This window comes from Bacillus sp. SH5-2, from assembly GCF_008368905.1.
GTDB lineage: Bacteria > Bacillota > Bacilli > Bacillales > Bacillaceae_G > Bacillus_A > Bacillus_A luti.
The window spans coordinates 1-14,721 of record NZ_QOSD01000044.1 but is presented as its reverse complement, the minus strand read 5'-3'; the positions used below and the strand labels follow the sequence as shown (position 1 = coordinate 14,721).

At 37.1% G+C, this 14,721-nt stretch carries 16 protein-coding genes, 1 tRNA gene, 1 other RNA gene and 1 other annotated feature; of the genes, 14 read left to right on the top strand and 4 right to left on the bottom strand.

Going from position 1 to position 14,721, the window contains the following annotated elements; all coding sequences use genetic code 11:
* Positions 1-49: 49 nt before the first annotated feature.
* Positions 50-1,051, bottom strand: coding sequence for a YaaC family protein (locus tag DN410_RS27565; protein WP_149178828.1), 1,002 nt, complete (start codon positions 1,049-1,051; stop codon positions 50-52).
* A 115-nt stretch (positions 1,052-1,166) separates the two neighbouring features.
* Here DN410_RS27565 and guaB point away from each other — a divergent pair, with 115 nt between their 5' ends.
* The 7 genes from guaB (at position 1,167) to DN410_RS27530 (ending at position 8,122) form a co-directional block, all read left to right on the top strand.
* Positions 1,167-2,630: an IMP dehydrogenase gene (guaB, locus tag DN410_RS27560; RefSeq protein ID WP_149178827.1), complete on the top strand. Its 1,464-nt coding sequence runs from the start codon at positions 1,167-1,169 to the stop codon at positions 2,628-2,630.
* A gap of 113 nt (positions 2,631-2,743) precedes the next feature.
* Positions 2,744-4,054, top strand: coding sequence for a serine hydrolase (locus tag DN410_RS27555; protein ID WP_149178829.1), 1,311 nt, complete (start codon positions 2,744-2,746; stop codon positions 4,052-4,054).
* A gap of 161 nt (positions 4,055-4,215) precedes the next feature.
* On the top strand, positions 4,216-5,103 hold the full coding sequence (gene pdxS / locus DN410_RS27550) for a pyridoxal 5'-phosphate synthase lyase subunit PdxS (RefSeq protein ID WP_000186157.1): 888 nt from the start codon (positions 4,216-4,218) through the stop codon (positions 5,101-5,103).
* Between the two features lie 18 nt (positions 5,104-5,121).
* The gene (gene pdxT, locus DN410_RS27545; RefSeq protein ID WP_098269788.1) at positions 5,122-5,712 is read left to right on the top strand and encodes a pyridoxal 5'-phosphate synthase glutaminase subunit PdxT; all 591 of its coding nucleotides are present in this window, start codon (positions 5,122-5,124) and stop codon (positions 5,710-5,712) included.
* Between the two features lie 54 nt (positions 5,713-5,766).
* Positions 5,767-5,988: a binding site (T-box leader), on the top strand.
* 51 nt (positions 5,989-6,039) lie between these two features.
* Entirely contained in the window at positions 6,040-7,314 is a 1,275-nt protein-coding gene (gene serS, locus DN410_RS27540; RefSeq protein WP_000884181.1) for a serine--tRNA ligase, read from the top strand.
* A gap of 156 nt (positions 7,315-7,470) precedes the next feature.
* Positions 7,471-7,563, top strand: a tRNA-Ser gene (locus DN410_RS27535).
* Positions 7,564-7,729: 166 nt separating this feature from the next.
* Positions 7,730-8,122 (top strand): sigma factor-like helix-turn-helix DNA-binding protein, encoded by a 393-nt coding sequence (locus DN410_RS27530; RefSeq protein ID WP_149178826.1) that lies wholly within the window; start codon positions 7,730-7,732, stop codon positions 8,120-8,122.
* Between the two features lie 35 nt (positions 8,123-8,157).
* Here the strand turns inward: DN410_RS27530 and DN410_RS27525 are convergent, their stop codons facing one another.
* The 3 genes from DN410_RS27525 to DN410_RS27515 form a co-directional block, all read right to left on the bottom strand.
* Positions 8,158-8,826 (bottom strand): deoxynucleoside kinase, encoded by a 669-nt coding sequence (locus tag DN410_RS27525; RefSeq protein WP_149178825.1) that lies wholly within the window; start codon positions 8,824-8,826, stop codon positions 8,158-8,160.
* A gap of 2 nt (positions 8,827-8,828) precedes the next feature.
* Positions 8,829-9,464 (bottom strand): deoxynucleoside kinase, encoded by a 636-nt coding sequence (locus DN410_RS27520; RefSeq protein ID WP_149178824.1) that lies wholly within the window; start codon positions 9,462-9,464, stop codon positions 8,829-8,831.
* A gap of 125 nt (positions 9,465-9,589) precedes the next feature.
* On the bottom strand, positions 9,590-10,129 hold the full coding sequence (locus tag DN410_RS27515; RefSeq protein WP_149178823.1) for a cysteine hydrolase family protein: 540 nt from the start codon (positions 10,127-10,129) through the stop codon (positions 9,590-9,592).
* Between the two features lie 108 nt (positions 10,130-10,237).
* Here DN410_RS27515 and tadA point away from each other — a divergent pair, with 108 nt between their 5' ends.
* The 7 genes from tadA (at position 10,238) to DN410_RS27475 (ending at position 14,583) form a co-directional block, all read left to right on the top strand.
* Positions 10,238-10,738, top strand: coding sequence for a tRNA adenosine(34) deaminase TadA (gene tadA, locus DN410_RS27505; protein WP_149178822.1), 501 nt, complete (start codon positions 10,238-10,240; stop codon positions 10,736-10,738).
* A 79-nt stretch (positions 10,739-10,817) separates the two neighbouring features.
* An RNA gene (gene ffs, locus DN410_RS27500) (signal recognition particle sRNA large type) lies at positions 10,818-11,082 on the top strand.
* 132 nt (positions 11,083-11,214) lie between these two features.
* A complete protein-coding gene (gene dnaX / locus DN410_RS27495; RefSeq protein ID WP_149178821.1) occupies positions 11,215-12,903 on the top strand; it encodes a DNA polymerase III subunit gamma/tau in 1,689 nt (562 codons plus the stop codon).
* Positions 12,904-12,925: 22 nt separating this feature from the next.
* Positions 12,926-13,252 (top strand): YbaB/EbfC family nucleoid-associated protein, encoded by a 327-nt coding sequence (locus DN410_RS27490; RefSeq protein ID WP_001996460.1) that lies wholly within the window; start codon positions 12,926-12,928, stop codon positions 13,250-13,252.
* A gap of 14 nt (positions 13,253-13,266) precedes the next feature.
* A complete protein-coding gene (gene recR, locus DN410_RS27485; RefSeq protein ID WP_043938863.1) occupies positions 13,267-13,863 on the top strand; it encodes a recombination protein RecR in 597 nt (198 codons plus the stop codon).
* 14 nt (positions 13,864-13,877) lie between these two features.
* Positions 13,878-14,099: a YaaL family protein gene (locus DN410_RS27480; protein ID WP_000466020.1), complete on the top strand. Its 222-nt coding sequence runs from the start codon at positions 13,878-13,880 to the stop codon at positions 14,097-14,099.
* A 214-nt stretch (positions 14,100-14,313) separates the two neighbouring features.
* Complete coding sequence (locus DN410_RS27475) at positions 14,314-14,583, top strand: pro-sigmaK processing inhibitor BofA family protein (RefSeq protein WP_149178820.1); 270 nt, start codon at positions 14,314-14,316, stop codon at positions 14,581-14,583.
* Positions 14,584-14,721 lie beyond the last annotated feature (138 nt).

Genomic DNA, 14,721 nt, shown 5'->3' with positions numbered 1-14,721 from the left:
AGGACGTCGCCAAGCAACTTAAAACACGAGTCATTTGACTCGTGTTTTTTTATTTCCCATGAAATAGATTAGGTTCTGATAGTAAAAAGGCTGAAATATAATAAGGGATTTTTTGAGCAGAAATATTTAAAAATTGATAAATAAATGGATAGTCTTCGGAGTTATAACTTCCAAGTAAGTCATACCACCAATCTGTTTCATATCGTGAAATCATACTTAAATTATAGAGCAATAAGTAATGAACAAGGAGTTCAGGTAATACTGGCTTAGGATTTCTAGGATCGGTTGTAAGTGGTAAGTAATAAGTATCCGTAAGGTACTCGTAGTACAAAGGAGTACTATACATAGGGTTCCATGAATTGATAGGTGCTGTAAAAAGTATATTTGATTCACTCGTCTTTTCAGGGATTTGTTGTATGGATAAGTGCTTACAAGTGGATTCAATATAACGTGAAAATCTCTCTGTAGTCATATGTAGTCGATCGAGTATATTGACTGAAAAAGAGAGTTCATTTTTATTTGTTGAATCGATTTTATATAAAGTTGATCCTTTTTGCCCATAACGAAATAAATTTTGTAATTCAGGAATATTTCCCATCAAGTCTAACATGTTAAATTTTTCCGCTTCTAGGTGTTTCATGTGAAACAGTTGTTCTGCAACATGAGTAAACAATCCGTTTTTTTGTACCTTCACCTCATCTTCTAAAAATTGATAGCCCTGTTTTTTTCGTTTGCGGGTCGTAACGCCATGAGCTAGAACCGTGGTGGATTCTGGGTAGTTAGGATCGATAGTTAGTAAGCACGCTTTAAAAAGTTGACTAATCCCATAAAACAACAGCATCGGCTGAATAGAAAAGGGAGATGCTTTATATAATTCATAATAATTTTTCCCGTGTTCTAAGTAGTAAATAAAGGGATAACAATTTTCAAAACTTTTTTTTTCGGCATCTTGTATGGAGGATTTTTCATAACAGCGGGCAAGATAACGTTGTACATTTTGAGATGAAAAAAAGAAACTTAATTGCTGCCAAGTACAGGTTGAATGATGCATATATTACGCTCCTTTTATTGTCTAAAAATTCTAACATATATATACTTTCTTGACAGTATTTTAACCAATTGATAAGCTACTAATAATAATTTCTGGTATCATGGGGGGAACAATTATGTGGGAATCTAAATTTGTTAAAGAAGGTTTGACTTTTGATGATGTATTACTTGTACCAGCAAAGTCAGATGTATTACCAAGAGAAGTAAGTGTTAAAACAGTTTTATCTGAAAGCTTACAGTTAAATATCCCGTTAATTAGTGCAGGAATGGATACAGTAACAGAAGCAGATATGGCTATTGCAATGGCTCGCCAAGGTGGTTTAGGAATCATTCATAAGAATATGTCTATTGAGCAACAGGCAGAGCAAGTTGACAAAGTAAAGCGCTCTGAAAGCGGCGTTATTTCAGATCCATTCTTTTTAACTCCAGAACATCAAGTATATGATGCAGAACATCTTATGGGAAAATATCGTATTTCAGGTGTACCAGTTGTAAATAATTTAGATGAACGAAAATTAGTTGGTATTATTACAAATCGTGATATGCGTTTCATCCAAGACTACTCAATTAAAATTTCTGACGTAATGACAAAAGAACAGCTAATTACAGCTCCGGTTGGTACGACACTGGAAGAAGCTGAAAAGATCCTACAAAAGTATAAAATTGAAAAACTCCCTCTTGTTGATAATAATGGTGTACTACAAGGGCTTATTACAATAAAAGATATTGAAAAAGTAATTGAATTTCCAAACTCTGCAAAGGATAAGCAAGGACGCTTATTAGTTGGAGCTGCAGTTGGTGTAACAGCTGATGCTATAACTCGTATCGACGCATTAGTAAAAGCACAGGTAGATGCAATCGTTCTTGATACGGCTCATGGACATTCTCAAGGTGTTATTGATAAAGTAAAAGAAGTTCGTGCGAAATATCCATCACTAAATATTATCGCAGGAAATGTCGCTACTGCTGAAGCAACAAAAGCATTAATTGAAGCTGGTGCAAACGTAGTTAAAGTAGGTATTGGACCAGGTTCTATTTGTACGACACGTGTTGTCGCTGGCGTTGGTGTACCACAATTAACAGCAGTTTATGATTGTGCAACAGAAGCTCGTAAACACGGCATTCCAGTAATTGCTGATGGTGGTATTAAGTACTCTGGTGATATGGTTAAAGCTTTAGCAGCAGGAGCACACGTTGTTATGCTAGGTAGTATGTTTGCCGGTGTTGCTGAAAGCCCTGGGGAAACTGAAATTTACCAAGGTCGTCAATTTAAAGTATATCGTGGTATGGGTTCTGTCGGAGCGATGGAAAAAGGAAGTAAAGATCGTTACTTCCAAGAAGGAAACAAAAAACTTGTTCCAGAAGGTATTGAGGGTCGCGTACCTTATAAAGGACCTTTAGCAGATACAGTTCATCAATTAGTTGGTGGATTACGTGCAGGTATGGGATATTGCGGAGCACAAGATTTAGAATTCTTACGTGAGAATGCGCAATTCATTCGCATGTCAGGTGCTGGTTTACTTGAAAGTCATCCTCATCATGTACAAATTACAAAAGAGGCTCCAAACTACTCATTATAATGTCTTATATGTAAATAGACGGAGATTTGATATCTCTGTCTATTTTTTTTTGATTATGTTAGAATAACGGTTATGTGAGTACATAGATATTGGGGGTAGCAAAAGTGAAAGGTATGTTTTGCAAAAGATTCATTGCGTTAGTAACAATGCTTACACTAGCTTGTAGTATGTTGTTACCATATAGCAATGCATCAGCAGAAACAGGAGCTGCTTTAAACATTGAAGCAGGTGCAGCAATTTTAGTTGAAGCAAATTCTGGAAAAATTTTATATCAAAAGAATGCAGATGAATTATTATCAATTGCTAGTATGACAAAGATGATGAGTGAATATTTAGTTCATGAAGCAGTGGATAAAGGAAAACTTAAGTGGGATCAAAAAATTAAGGTTTCTGAGTATGCGTATAAAATTTCGCAAGATCGTTCATTATCGAATGTGCCGCTACGAAACGGTGATTCTTATACGGTAAAAGAGCTGTATGAAGCAATGGCGATTTATTCTGCTAATGGTGCAACGATAGCTTTAGCTGAAGCAGTTGCCGGAAAAGAAGTAGACTTTGTAAAAATGATGAATGATAAGTCGAAAGAGCTTGGATTAAAAAATTACAAGTTTGTAAATTCTACCGGCTTAACGAACAAAGATTTAAAAGGACAGCATCCTGAAGGGACAACTCCAGATGAAGAAAATAAAATGTCTGCGAGAGACGTGGCGATTTTAGCACAACATCTTATTCAAGATTTCCCTAAAACATTAGATACAGCAAAGATTTCAAAAAAGACATTCCGTGAAGGTACTACGGATCGAATTGAAATGATTAACTGGAACTGGATGTTACCAGGTTTATCTAAGGCATATGATGGTGTAGATGGCCTGAAAACAGGATCAACTCCAGAAGCAGGAGATTGCTTCACTGGTACAATTGAAAGAAATGGTATGCGTTTTATTTCTGTAGTTATTAAAACAAAGTCTCGTGACGCACGTTTTGATGAAACAAAGAAACTATATGATTATGGATTTGCTAATTTTGAAATGAAGCAACTATATAAAAAAGGTTCTTCAGTAAAAGGACAAGAAACAGTACGAGTAGAAAATGCCAAAGATAAAGATGTGGCAGTTCAAACAAAACAAGTTGTTTCACTTCCAATACCAAAAGGAAGTAAAGATGTTTATAAAACAGAATTAAAAGAAGCGAGTAAGGGACAAGAAGCACCTATTAAAAAGGGAGCTGCACTTGGCCAAATGGTAATCACACCAAAAGATACGAATGATCCTGGATTTTTATCTGGTAAGTCATTACAAATAGACCTTGTAACAACATCTGCAGTAGAAGAAGCGAATTGGTTTACTCGTTCTATGCGCGGAATTGGTTCTTTCTTTAGTGGTATATGGAATAGTGCTGTTGATACAGTAAAAGGTTGGTTTTAAGAGCTCCTCATGGTAGGAGCTTTTTTTTTATTCCTATTTTTCATACCGACTTTATGAAAAAGTAGTGGACAAGCATCTGATAGTTAGTGGTAGAATGTAAGAGTATTCTTAATTTTCGCCTATAACGGGGGAAAGCAATTCACCTAGGGGGGTTTTTGTACATGACAAATGTAACAGGGACAGAGCGTGTAAAACGTGGAATGGCAGAAATGCAAAAAGGCGGCGTTATTATGGACGTAATTAACGCTGAGCAGGCAAAAATTGCAGAAGAGGCAGGCGCAGTTGCCGTTATGGCATTAGAGCGTGTACCAGCAGATATTCGTGCAGCAGGTGGCGTTTCTCGTATGGCTGATCCAACTATCGTTGAAGAAGTTATGGGTGCAGTGTCAATTCCGGTTATGGCAAAATGCCGTATCGGTCACCTTGTAGAAGCACGTGTATTAGAATCATTAGGGGTAGACTATATCGATGAGAGTGAAGTATTAACTCCTGCTGATGAAGTATACCATTTAAATAAACGTGATTACACAGTTCCGTTTGTATGTGGTTGCCGTGATATCGGAGAAGCTGCACGTCGTATTGCAGAAGGTGCATCTATGCTTCGTACAAAAGGCGAACCAGGAACAGGAAACATTGTAGAGGCAGTGCGTCATATGCGCCAAGTCAATGCAGAAATCCGTCAAGTTGCAAGTTTACGTGAAGATGAGTTAATGACATATGCAAAAAATACTGGTGCTCCTTATGAAGTACTACTTGAAATTAAACGCCTTGGTCGTTTGCCAGTTGTAAACTTTGCAGCAGGTGGTGTAGCAACACCAGCAGATGCTGCGTTAATGATGCAACTTGGTGCTGATGGTGTATTTGTTGGATCTGGTATCTTTAAATCAGAGAACCCAGAGAAATTTGCACGTGCAATCGTTGAAGCGACAACTCATTATGAGGATTACGAACTAATTGCAAGCCTTTCTAAAGGATTAGGTAATGCAATGAAAGGTATCGAAATTTCAACGTTATTACCAGAACAACGCATGCAAGAGCGTGGATGGTAATTGAAGGAGAACTTTAAAATGGTGAAAATCGGTGTACTAGGTCTTCAAGGTGCAGTTCGTGAGCATGTAAAATCAGTTGAAGCAAGTGGTGCAGAAGCTGTTGTTGTAAAGCGTATAGAGCAACTTGAAGAGATTGATGGTCTTATTTTACCGGGCGGTGAAAGTACAACAATGCGCCGTCTTATTGATAAGTATGCTTTCATGGAACCACTTCGTACATTCGCGAAGTCTGGTAAACCAATGTTTGGTACATGTGCAGGTATGATTCTTCTTGCGAAAACACTTATTGGCTATGAAGAAGCACATATTGGTGCTATGGATATTACAGTTGAGCGCAATGCGTTTGGACGCCAAAAGGATAGCTTTGAAGCCGCACTTTCAATTAAAGGTGTGGGAGAAGATTTTGTTGGCGTATTTATTCGTGCTCCGTATGTTGTAAATGTAGCTGATGATGTCGAAGTACTTTCTACACATGGCGATCGAATGGTAGCAGTAAGACAAGATCAATTTTTAGCCGCTTCATTCCATCCAGAATTAACGGATGATCATCGTGTGACAGCATACTTCGTCGAAATGGTAAAAGAAGCGAAAATGAAAAAAGTTGTATAAGTAACTTGCAACTTGTATAAGATTATAGTAAATTGATGGTAACAATTTTATAAAATAAGCGTGTTGATAGGAAATAGTAACAAATGTTGTTTCTTATAGAGAGTCGATGGTTGGTGGAAATCGATAGAAACAGTTTGTGAATCCATCCTGGAATGGAATGTGGAATATCTTTATGATTAGTAAACATTCCCGGTGAAGAGCCGTTATTTCTACTTGAGAGGAAGGCGGTAATGCTTTCAACTAGGGTGGCAACGCGGGTTAACTCCCGTCCCTTTATAAAGGGACGGGAGTTTTTTGTGTTTTATAAAATAAAAGGAGGAGTATACAATGCTTGATATTAAATTTTTACGTACGAATTTTGAAGAAGTAAAAGCAAAGTTACAGCATAGAGGCGAAGATTTAACAGATTTCGGTCGCTTTGAAGAGCTGGATACGAGAAGAAGGGAACTACTTGTTCAAACAGAGGAACTAAAAAGTAAACGTAACGAAGTATCTCAACAAATCTCTGTATTGAAGCGCGAAAAGAAAGATGCAGAAGCTCTAATTCTAGAAATGCGTGAAGTTGGAGAAAAAGTAAAAGATCTTGATAATGAACTTCGTACAGTTGAAGAAGATCTAGAAAGATTAATGTTATCTATTCCAAATATTCCTCATGAATCTGCTCCAGTTGGTGAAACAGAGGATGATAATGTAGTAGCGCGTACTTGGGGAGAAGTGAAAGAATTTGCTTTTGAACCAAAACCACATTGGGATCTTGCTACAGATTTAGGAATTTTAGATTTTGAGCGTGCTGGGAAAGTAACGGGAAGCCGCTTCGTATTCTATAAAGGCGCTGGTGCAAGATTAGAGCGTGCTTTAATTAGCTTTATGCTTGATCTTCATACTGATGAGCACGGATATGAAGAAGTATTACCTCCGTATATGGTAAACCGTGCAAGTATGACAGGAACAGGACAACTTCCGAAGTTTGAAGAAGATGCATTCCGTATTGAAAGTGAAGATTACTTCTTAATTCCAACAGCTGAAGTACCTGTAACGAATATGCACCGTGATGAAATCTTAAATAAAGAGCAATTGCCTATAAGATATGCTGCATTTAGCTCTTGTTTCCGTTCTGAAGCAGGTTCAGCTGGCCGTGATACACGTGGCTTAATTCGTCAGCATCAGTTCAATAAAGTAGAACTTGTAAAGTTCGTAAAACCAGAAGATTCTTATGAAGAGTTAGAAAAACTAACAAATGATGCAGAACGCGTGTTACAATTATTAGAGTTGCCATATCGCGTTATGAGCATGTGCACAGGCGATTTAGGATTTACAGCAGCGAAGAAATACGATATCGAAGTATGGATTCCAAGCTATGGCACATATCGTGAAATTTCTTCTTGTAGTAATTTTGAGGCTTTCCAAGCGAGACGTGCAAATATCCGTTTCCGTCGTGAGCCAAACGGAAAACCAGAACATGTTCATACATTAAATGGATCTGGTCTTGCAATCGGACGTACAGTGGCAGCTATTTTAGAGAACTACCAACAAGAAGATGGTACAATTATAATTCCAGAAGTTCTTCGCCCTTATATGGGAGGAAAAACAGTTATTAAGTAAATTTATAAACATTCATCGGTATGAGTGATTGGTAATTATGAGCGTTGTCAGTACTATAAATTAGGAGAGGGAAAGTAAAATTTTCCTTTCCTCATAATTTATTTTAGTAGGGTTGACTAACTGTTTTTCTTTTGATATTATATTTGATGTCAATATGGAGGTATACCCAAGTCTGGCTGAAGGGATCGGTCTTGAAAACCGACAGGCGGCGAGAGTCGCGCGGGGGTTCGAATCCCTCTACCTCCTCCAGATATAATTGACAACAGCGCATATAAGTGGAGATTGGAGAACTCGTTACCAACACGTAACGAGTTTTTATTTTAAAACCAATCATAAAGTATGGTGTAAGGCGATTTTGTCCTTATTACACACTCATATTCCGATGATTATCTTCATAGATATGAAAGGAGTCAACATGGATCTTATTATACAAACGTTTCCTTTAGATGGAAAAACTTTATATTATGTACAATGTCCTGTCTGTAAGAACAATAGAATTTTAAACAGTGGTGCAAACGTATCACGCATTATAAGCGATGATACATTCCGTAAACTTTGTGGTTGCACTTGCGATGCAAAGCAAACTGCGACAAAAGTAGAGGCACCAAAAAAAGTTAAAAAAGAAGCTGTAAAGAAAGAAGCAGCTCCAAAACGTACAGGTAAAGTATTAACAGCAGTAATTAACGGTAAAGAAATGACTGTTAAAGAGATCGCTGAGACATACGATATTAGTACAAGTACTGTTCGTCAGCGTATTAACGCTGGAAAACCTGAGAGTGAGATTATTGCTCCAACAAAGAAGAAATAATTTAATAGAAAAACCCGTGCGTATGCACGGGTTTTTTATTTTACAAGTTTACGTGTTTGTTGTAAAAAATGGCCGATTTTTTTAATAATTGGTTCAATAGAATCGCCATCTTTTAAAATATCGTATTCATTAATGTTTAATCGTAAAACAGGGCATGAATTAAAGTTGTTAATCCAGTTTTCGTAACGTCCATGCATCTCTTTCCAATACTCAATTGGTGTTTGCTGTTCCATTGGACGTCCACGCTCTTGAATGCGGTCAACAATATCATCGAAAGAACCCTCTAAGTAAATTAATAAGTCTGGATGAGGGAAGTAAGGAGTCATAACCATAGCATCAAATAAACCTTTGTATGTTTCATAATCCGTTTCCGTCATTGTTCCTTTTTCATGGTGCATCTTTGCGAAAATTCCAGTGTCTTCATAGATAGAACGATCTTGAACGAAACCACCACCGTATTCAAAAATCCTTTTTTGTTCTTTAAATCGTTCTGCTAAGAAGTACACTTGCAAGTGGAAGCTCCAACGAGTGAAGTCAGCATAGAACTTGTCTAAGTATGGATTGGAATCTACTTTTTCAAATGATGTGCGATAACCTAAAGCGTTAGCTAATGCGGTTGTCATAGTTGATTTGCCGACACCTACTGTTCCAGCGATAGTGATGACTGCATCATTTGGTATATCATATTTTTGCCTTAAATTCATTATTATTTCGACTCCTTTAAGAGAGTATTTTGAAGGGCAGATAGGATGACGTTTAAATCATCAGGATTTTTTACAAAATCCATATCGTCTCCGTTAAACTTTAACACCGGGATATCTGGATGATCTTGTTTGAAAGTATCCATTGCTGTTTCGTAATCTTTTGTGAGCTGTAGCAAGTAATTAGGATCCATATTTTTTTCGAATTCTCTTCCGCGCATTGTGATTCGCTTTTGTAATGTTTCCAGACTAGCTGTTAAATAAACGATGACGTTTGGTACAGGCATATCTTGTGTAAGGATACGATAGATTTGCATGTACTTGTCATATTGAGAATCTTTTAATGTACGTGATGCGAAAATTAAATTTTTAAATATATGATAATCGGCTACTACAGGCTTCTTTTGATTCAAATACTTTATGTTAATATCTTCCAATTGTTTGTATCTATTACAAAGAAAGAACATCTCTGTTTGAAAACTCCATTCATCGATGTCTTCATAGAACTTTCCTAAAAAAGGGTTTTCATCAACGATCTCTTTTAGTAAGTGGAGTTGCATGTGAGTTGAAATCTCCTTCGCAAGTGAAGTTTTTCCAACACCAATTGGTCCTTCAACCGTGATAAATGGTACTCCGGTCACGCTGTTTCCTCCTTTCAATCAGTGATTTACCGTGACTACTAAAAACACAAAACAGAATTATTGTAGCACAAGAGGGAAGCGAGCGGGTTAATTTGATATAAAAAGTTAGAAAATAGATATATGTATTAATTAAATTTTATTTTCGATGACGGTGTTGTATTTGCTTTTAATGTAGTTTTCATTATTTTCAAAGCGTGTATATTATCTTGGTCGCTGTTAGAGGCGATACAATCCTGCGGCACATAAAGTGTATAATTCCTCATATGAGCATCATTAGCTGTAAATAGGATACATATATTACCAGCAACTCCTGTTAATATTAGATTTTCTATTTTTAAATAACCTAGTAAAGAATTCAAAGGCGTTTCATAAAAAGCAGAATAATGTGGTTTAATAAAAATGTAATCATCAGAACTTGGAGCAATCTTATGAATTATATTCTCACTATACTTATTCGTGCAATGAGTAATCAGTTGGTCAATATCAGATCTCCAAAGTTGATAATGGTCATTAACATAAATTATAGGATAACCGAAGGATTTCATTTTTTGCTTTAATTGTAAAATAGGATTTGTTATAACCTCGCATTTTTGGGCTAGGATGGGCCCGTGGGAAAATTGAAAATCATTAATCATATCGATGATGAGCAAGGCAGTATTTTTCATATGTAATCCCCTCTCTTTTTCCTTTAGGGTGGATTGAATGTGTAAAAGTTATCCCATGTGTAGTAAATGGAAATAAGTGCACTTTATTTGTAATGAAAGGACTATGTTATGGAACAAGATCAAGATATTTATTTTATGCGACTAGCGATAGAAGAAGCTAAAAAGGCAGAGGAAATACAAGAAGTGCCGATTGGTGCAGTTATAGTGTTAGATGGTGAGGTAATTAGTAGCGCTCATAATCTAAGGGAAACTGAGCAAAGATCCATCGCGCATGCCGAATTGTTAGCAATAGATGAGGCTTGCAAAAAATTAGGAACATGGCGTTTAGAAGATGCAACGTTGTATGTAACATTAGAGCCTTGCCCCATGTGTGCGGGTGGAATTGTTTTATCGCGAGTGAAGCGAGTTGTATATGGTGCAAGTGATCCGAAGGGTGGATGTGCAGGGACACTAATGAACCTTTTAACAGATGAACGCTTTAATCATCAATGTGAAGTTGTAGCTGGTGTATTAGAAGAAGAATGTGGTACGTTGTTAACAAATTTTTTTAGAGAGCTTCGTAAAAAGAGAAAAGCGATAAAAAAATTAGAGAAAAGTAACGAGAATTAACACATTTGCATTTTACAAAAAAACAAGTTATACTGATAGTGCCTTTAATGAAGGCAACCGAATATTGGTTTTAACTTTGCCGTGCTAAGCGGGGAGGTAGCGGTGCCCTATACTCGCAATCCGCTCTAGCGAGGCCGAATCCCTTCTCGAGGTTATGTTGCTGTAAGGCCTGCCTTAAGTAAGTGGTGTTGACGTTTGGGTCCTGCGCAACGGGACCCCGTGAACCTTGTCAGGTCCGGAAGGAAGCAGCAATAAGCGGGTCTTCTCGTGTGCCGCAGGAGTGCCTGAACCGAGCTAACTGCTTGAGTAACGCTTATGGTACGTAATCGACAGAAGGTGCACGGCAGTTATATATGTATACAAAACTCACCTTAATATAAAGGTGGGTTTTTTGTATGGAAAATAACTTTTGGAATCTATAAACAGAATGGGTTATAATATATAAGATAATAACCTTTGAGGGAGGCCGTATTTTCGTGTCATACCAAGCGTTATACCGAACATGGAGACCGCAAAAGTTTGAAGATGTAGTCGGTCAAAAGCACGTGACAAAAACGTTGCAAAATGCCCTTCTTCAAGAGAAAGTTTCACATGCTTATTTATTTTCTGGTCCAAGGGGAACAGGAAAAACGACAATTGCAAAAGTATTTGCAAAAGCAATTAACTGTGAACATGCTCCGGTAGCTGAGCCTTGTAATGAATGTCCTTCTTGTTTAGGAATCACACAAGGATCTATTTCAGATGTATTAGAAATTGATGCGGCTTCAAATAACGGTGTAGATGAAATTCGAGATATAAGAGATAAAGTGAAATATGCTCCAAGTGCTGTAGAATATAAAGTATACATTATTGATGAAGTTCACATGCTTTCTATGGGTGCATTTAATGCGCTTTTAAAAACCTTAGAAGAGCCGCCAGGACATGTTATATTTATTTTGGCGACAACAGAACCTCATAAGATCCCGCCTACAATTATTTCGCGTTGTCAACGTTTTGAATTCCGAAAAATATCAGTGAATGATATTGTTGAGAGATTATCAACGGTTGTGACAAATGAAGGAACGCAAGTAGAAGATGAAGCGTTACAAATTGTTGCACGTGCTGCTGAAGGCGGTATGCGTGACGCGCTTAGTCTGATTGATCAGGCAATATCTTATAGTGACGAGACCGTTACGACAGAAGATGTACTAGCTGTAACGGGGTCTGTTTCTCAGCAGTACTTAGGTAACTTAGTAGAATGCATACGTGAGAATGATGTATCAAGGGCGTTACGAATCATAGATGAGATGATGGGTAAAGGGAAGGATCCAGTTCGTTTTATGGAAGATTTCATTTACTATTATCGTGATATGCTTTTATATCAAACTTCACCGCAACTAGAACATATGTTAGAGCGGGTAATGGTAGATGAGCAATTCCGTACGTTAAGTGAAGAAATGCAACCGGAAGTAATCTATGAAATCATTCATACCCTTAGTAAAGGTCAACAAGAAATGAAGTGGACAAATCATCCGCGGATTTTCTTAGAAGTTGTTATGGTGCAGCTGTGTCAGCAGTTTATGATGCAAGCAAACGGTACAGATCGTTTACAAGCAATTATGAACAGAATGCAGCAACTGGAGAAAGAGTTAGAACAAGTTAAAAAGAATGGTGTGCCAGTGGGTGTACAACAGGAAGTAAGAGAGACACGCGCAACACCAAAACCGGTACGAACAGGAAGTATGAAGATTCCTGTCGGACGTGTAAATGAAGTATTAAAGCAAGCAAAGCGTCAAGATTTAGAACAATTAAAAGCTGTATGGGGTGAGTTGTTAGGAAGACTCAAATCATATAACAAAGTGGCGTTTGCTGTTTTATTAGAAAACAGTGAGCCAGTAGCGGCGTCAGATGATACTTACGTTTTAGCATTTCAATATGAGATTCACTGTAAAATGGCGAGTGAAAATCGAGAAGCTATGGATACAGTGGAACAAGCTTTATTTGAATTGCTAAGTAAAAGATTAAATATGATTGCCATCCCAAAAAGTGAATGGGGTAAAATCCGCGAAGATTTTTTACAGCGTGAAGGCGGAAGTTCTGAAGAAAGCCCAGAGAAAAAAGAAGATCCTCTTATAGAAGAGGCAGTAAAATTAGTAGGGCAAGAACTCATTGAAATAAAAGAATAATAATTAGGAGGAATTAATTATGATGCGTGGCGGAATGGGAAATATGAATAACATGATGAAACAAATGCAAAAGATGCAAAAGGAAATGGCGAAAGCGCAAGAAGAACTTGGTGAAAAAACAGTTGAAGGTACAGCTGGTGGCGGTATGATCACAGTTATTGCAAATGGTCATAAGCAAATTCTTGAAGTGAAAGTTAAAGAAGAAGTTGTAGATCCAGAAGATATCGAAATGTTACAAGACTTAGTGTTAGCTGCAACGAACGATGCACTTAAAAAAGCTGATGAACTTTCAAACTCTACAATGGGTAAATTTACAAAAGGCTTAAACTTACCGGGTGGAATGTTCTAGGAGGATATTGATATATGCATTATCCAGAACCAATATCAAAACTAATTGATAGTTTTATGAAGTTGCCAGGAATCGGACCAAAAACAGCGGTTCGATTGGCATTTTTCGTATTAGATATGAAAGAAGACGATGTGTTAGGTTTTGCGAAAGCACTTGTAAATGCAAAGCGAGACTTAGCATATTGTTCTGTATGCGGGCATATTACTGACCGTGACCCTTGTTATATTTGTAACGATTCACATCGAGATCAATCAGTTATTTGTGTTGTGCAAGAACCGAAAGATGTAATCGCGATGGAAAAAATGAAAGAGTATCAAGGTGTATATCATGTGTTACGTGGTGCTATTTCCCCAATGGAGGGAATTGGACCAGAAGACATTAATATCCCGCAACTTTTAAAGCGACTGCACGATGAAACGGTACAAGAAGTAATATTAGCAACAAACCCTAACATTGAAGGGGAAGCTACAGCGATGTATATATCCCGCCTCTTAAAGCCGACAGGTATTAAAGTAACTCGTATTGCACATGGTCTGCCAGTTGGTGGAGATCTAGAATATGCAGATGAAGTGACACTGTCGAAAGCGTTAGAAGGTCGTAGAGAAGTATAAGAGGAGAAACAAAAATGTTCTTTCAAAAAAAGGGTAAATTGCGTAAAGAGTATGATGATAAGCTAATTGTACTATTAGAAAAGGTGAAGAATGAATGGTTACGTCAGAAGAGAATGGTTGAACAAAGCGTTGAACCTTCTCAAGATGTGCTTTGTTCTTTGAAAATAGCGGAGGCGAAATATTTCTTCTTGTTAAAAGAAGCAAAGCGCCGTCCTGTAAAAATGGAACAATGGTAAAAGGTTCTGCTTAAAAAGCAGAACCTTTTATTTTATTAGTCACATACTTACGGTTCGTTTCATTCGGAAAGAATTATCAATGACTCATATGAAGAAAATGTTGTAGAGTGAAGGCTATCAAGATGAAACAAATAGAGTTATATGATACGTGTTCTTTTTTATTGTCTTGTCCCATACAAATGAATATGTATAGGTCATTCATAAGGAGGAAAAAATGAACTCTACAATTATTATTGTTGGTATTCTTGCTCTAGTCTTTATTTCTCTTGTTTTTGGCGTTTCTTCTAAACCGTTACGTTTTATAGGGAAAGCGCTCTTTCATGTTACTTTGGGAGTAGCATTACTCTTTATCGTAAATGTTGTAGGAACATATTTTGATTTTCATATTCCAATTAACTTGGGCACCGCAACAATCACAAGTTTATTAGGTCTACCTGGTGTTGCTGCATTAGTGGTTATTAAGCTTTATATCATGCCAAGATAAATTTATTTTGGCATTTTTTTAAAAAGTGTTGACTTGTGAATGGTTAATATGGTAAATTAATAAGCGTCGTCAGGAACGAAAGAAAAAAGTTGTTGACAGATTTAAAGCGAAATGTTAAATTATAAAAGTCGCTGAAAC

Bases quoted from the DNA above. Each gene is read 5' to 3' on its own strand.
- pdxT (WP_098269788.1), top strand. From the start codon at position 5,122: ATGGTGAAAATCGGTGTACTAGGTCTTCAAGGTGCAGTTCGTGAGCAT.
- guaB (WP_149178827.1), top strand. From the start codon at position 1,167: ATGTGGGAATCTAAATTTGTTAAAGAAGGTTTGACTTTTGATGATGTA.
- recR (WP_043938863.1), top strand. From the start codon at position 13,267: ATGCATTATCCAGAACCAATATCAAAACTAATTGATAGTTTTATGAAG.
- DN410_RS27565 (WP_149178828.1), bottom strand. From the start codon at position 1,051: ATGCATCATTCAACCTGTACTTGGCAGCAATTAAGTTTCTTTTTTTCA.
- serS (WP_000884181.1), top strand. From the start codon at position 6,040: ATGCTTGATATTAAATTTTTACGTACGAATTTTGAAGAAGTAAAAGCA.
- pdxS (WP_000186157.1), top strand. From the start codon at position 4,216: ATGACAAATGTAACAGGGACAGAGCGTGTAAAACGTGGAATGGCAGAA.
- DN410_RS27525 (WP_149178825.1), bottom strand. From the start codon at position 8,826: ATGAATTTAAGGCAAAAATATGATATACCAAATGATGCAGTCATCACT.
- DN410_RS27530 (WP_149178826.1), top strand. From the start codon at position 7,730: ATGGATCTTATTATACAAACGTTTCCTTTAGATGGAAAAACTTTATAT.
- DN410_RS27490 (WP_001996460.1), top strand. From the start codon at position 12,926: ATGCGTGGCGGAATGGGAAATATGAATAACATGATGAAACAAATGCAA.
- DN410_RS27480 (WP_000466020.1), top strand. From the start codon at position 13,878: ATGTTCTTTCAAAAAAAGGGTAAATTGCGTAAAGAGTATGATGATAAG.
- DN410_RS27555 (WP_149178829.1), top strand. From the start codon at position 2,744: ATGTTTTGCAAAAGATTCATTGCGTTAGTAACAATGCTTACACTAGCT.
- tadA (WP_149178822.1), top strand. From the start codon at position 10,238: ATGGAACAAGATCAAGATATTTATTTTATGCGACTAGCGATAGAAGAA.
- DN410_RS27515 (WP_149178823.1), bottom strand. From the start codon at position 10,129: ATGAAAAATACTGCCTTGCTCATCATCGATATGATTAATGATTTTCAA.
- DN410_RS27475 (WP_149178820.1), top strand. From the start codon at position 14,314: ATGAACTCTACAATTATTATTGTTGGTATTCTTGCTCTAGTCTTTATT.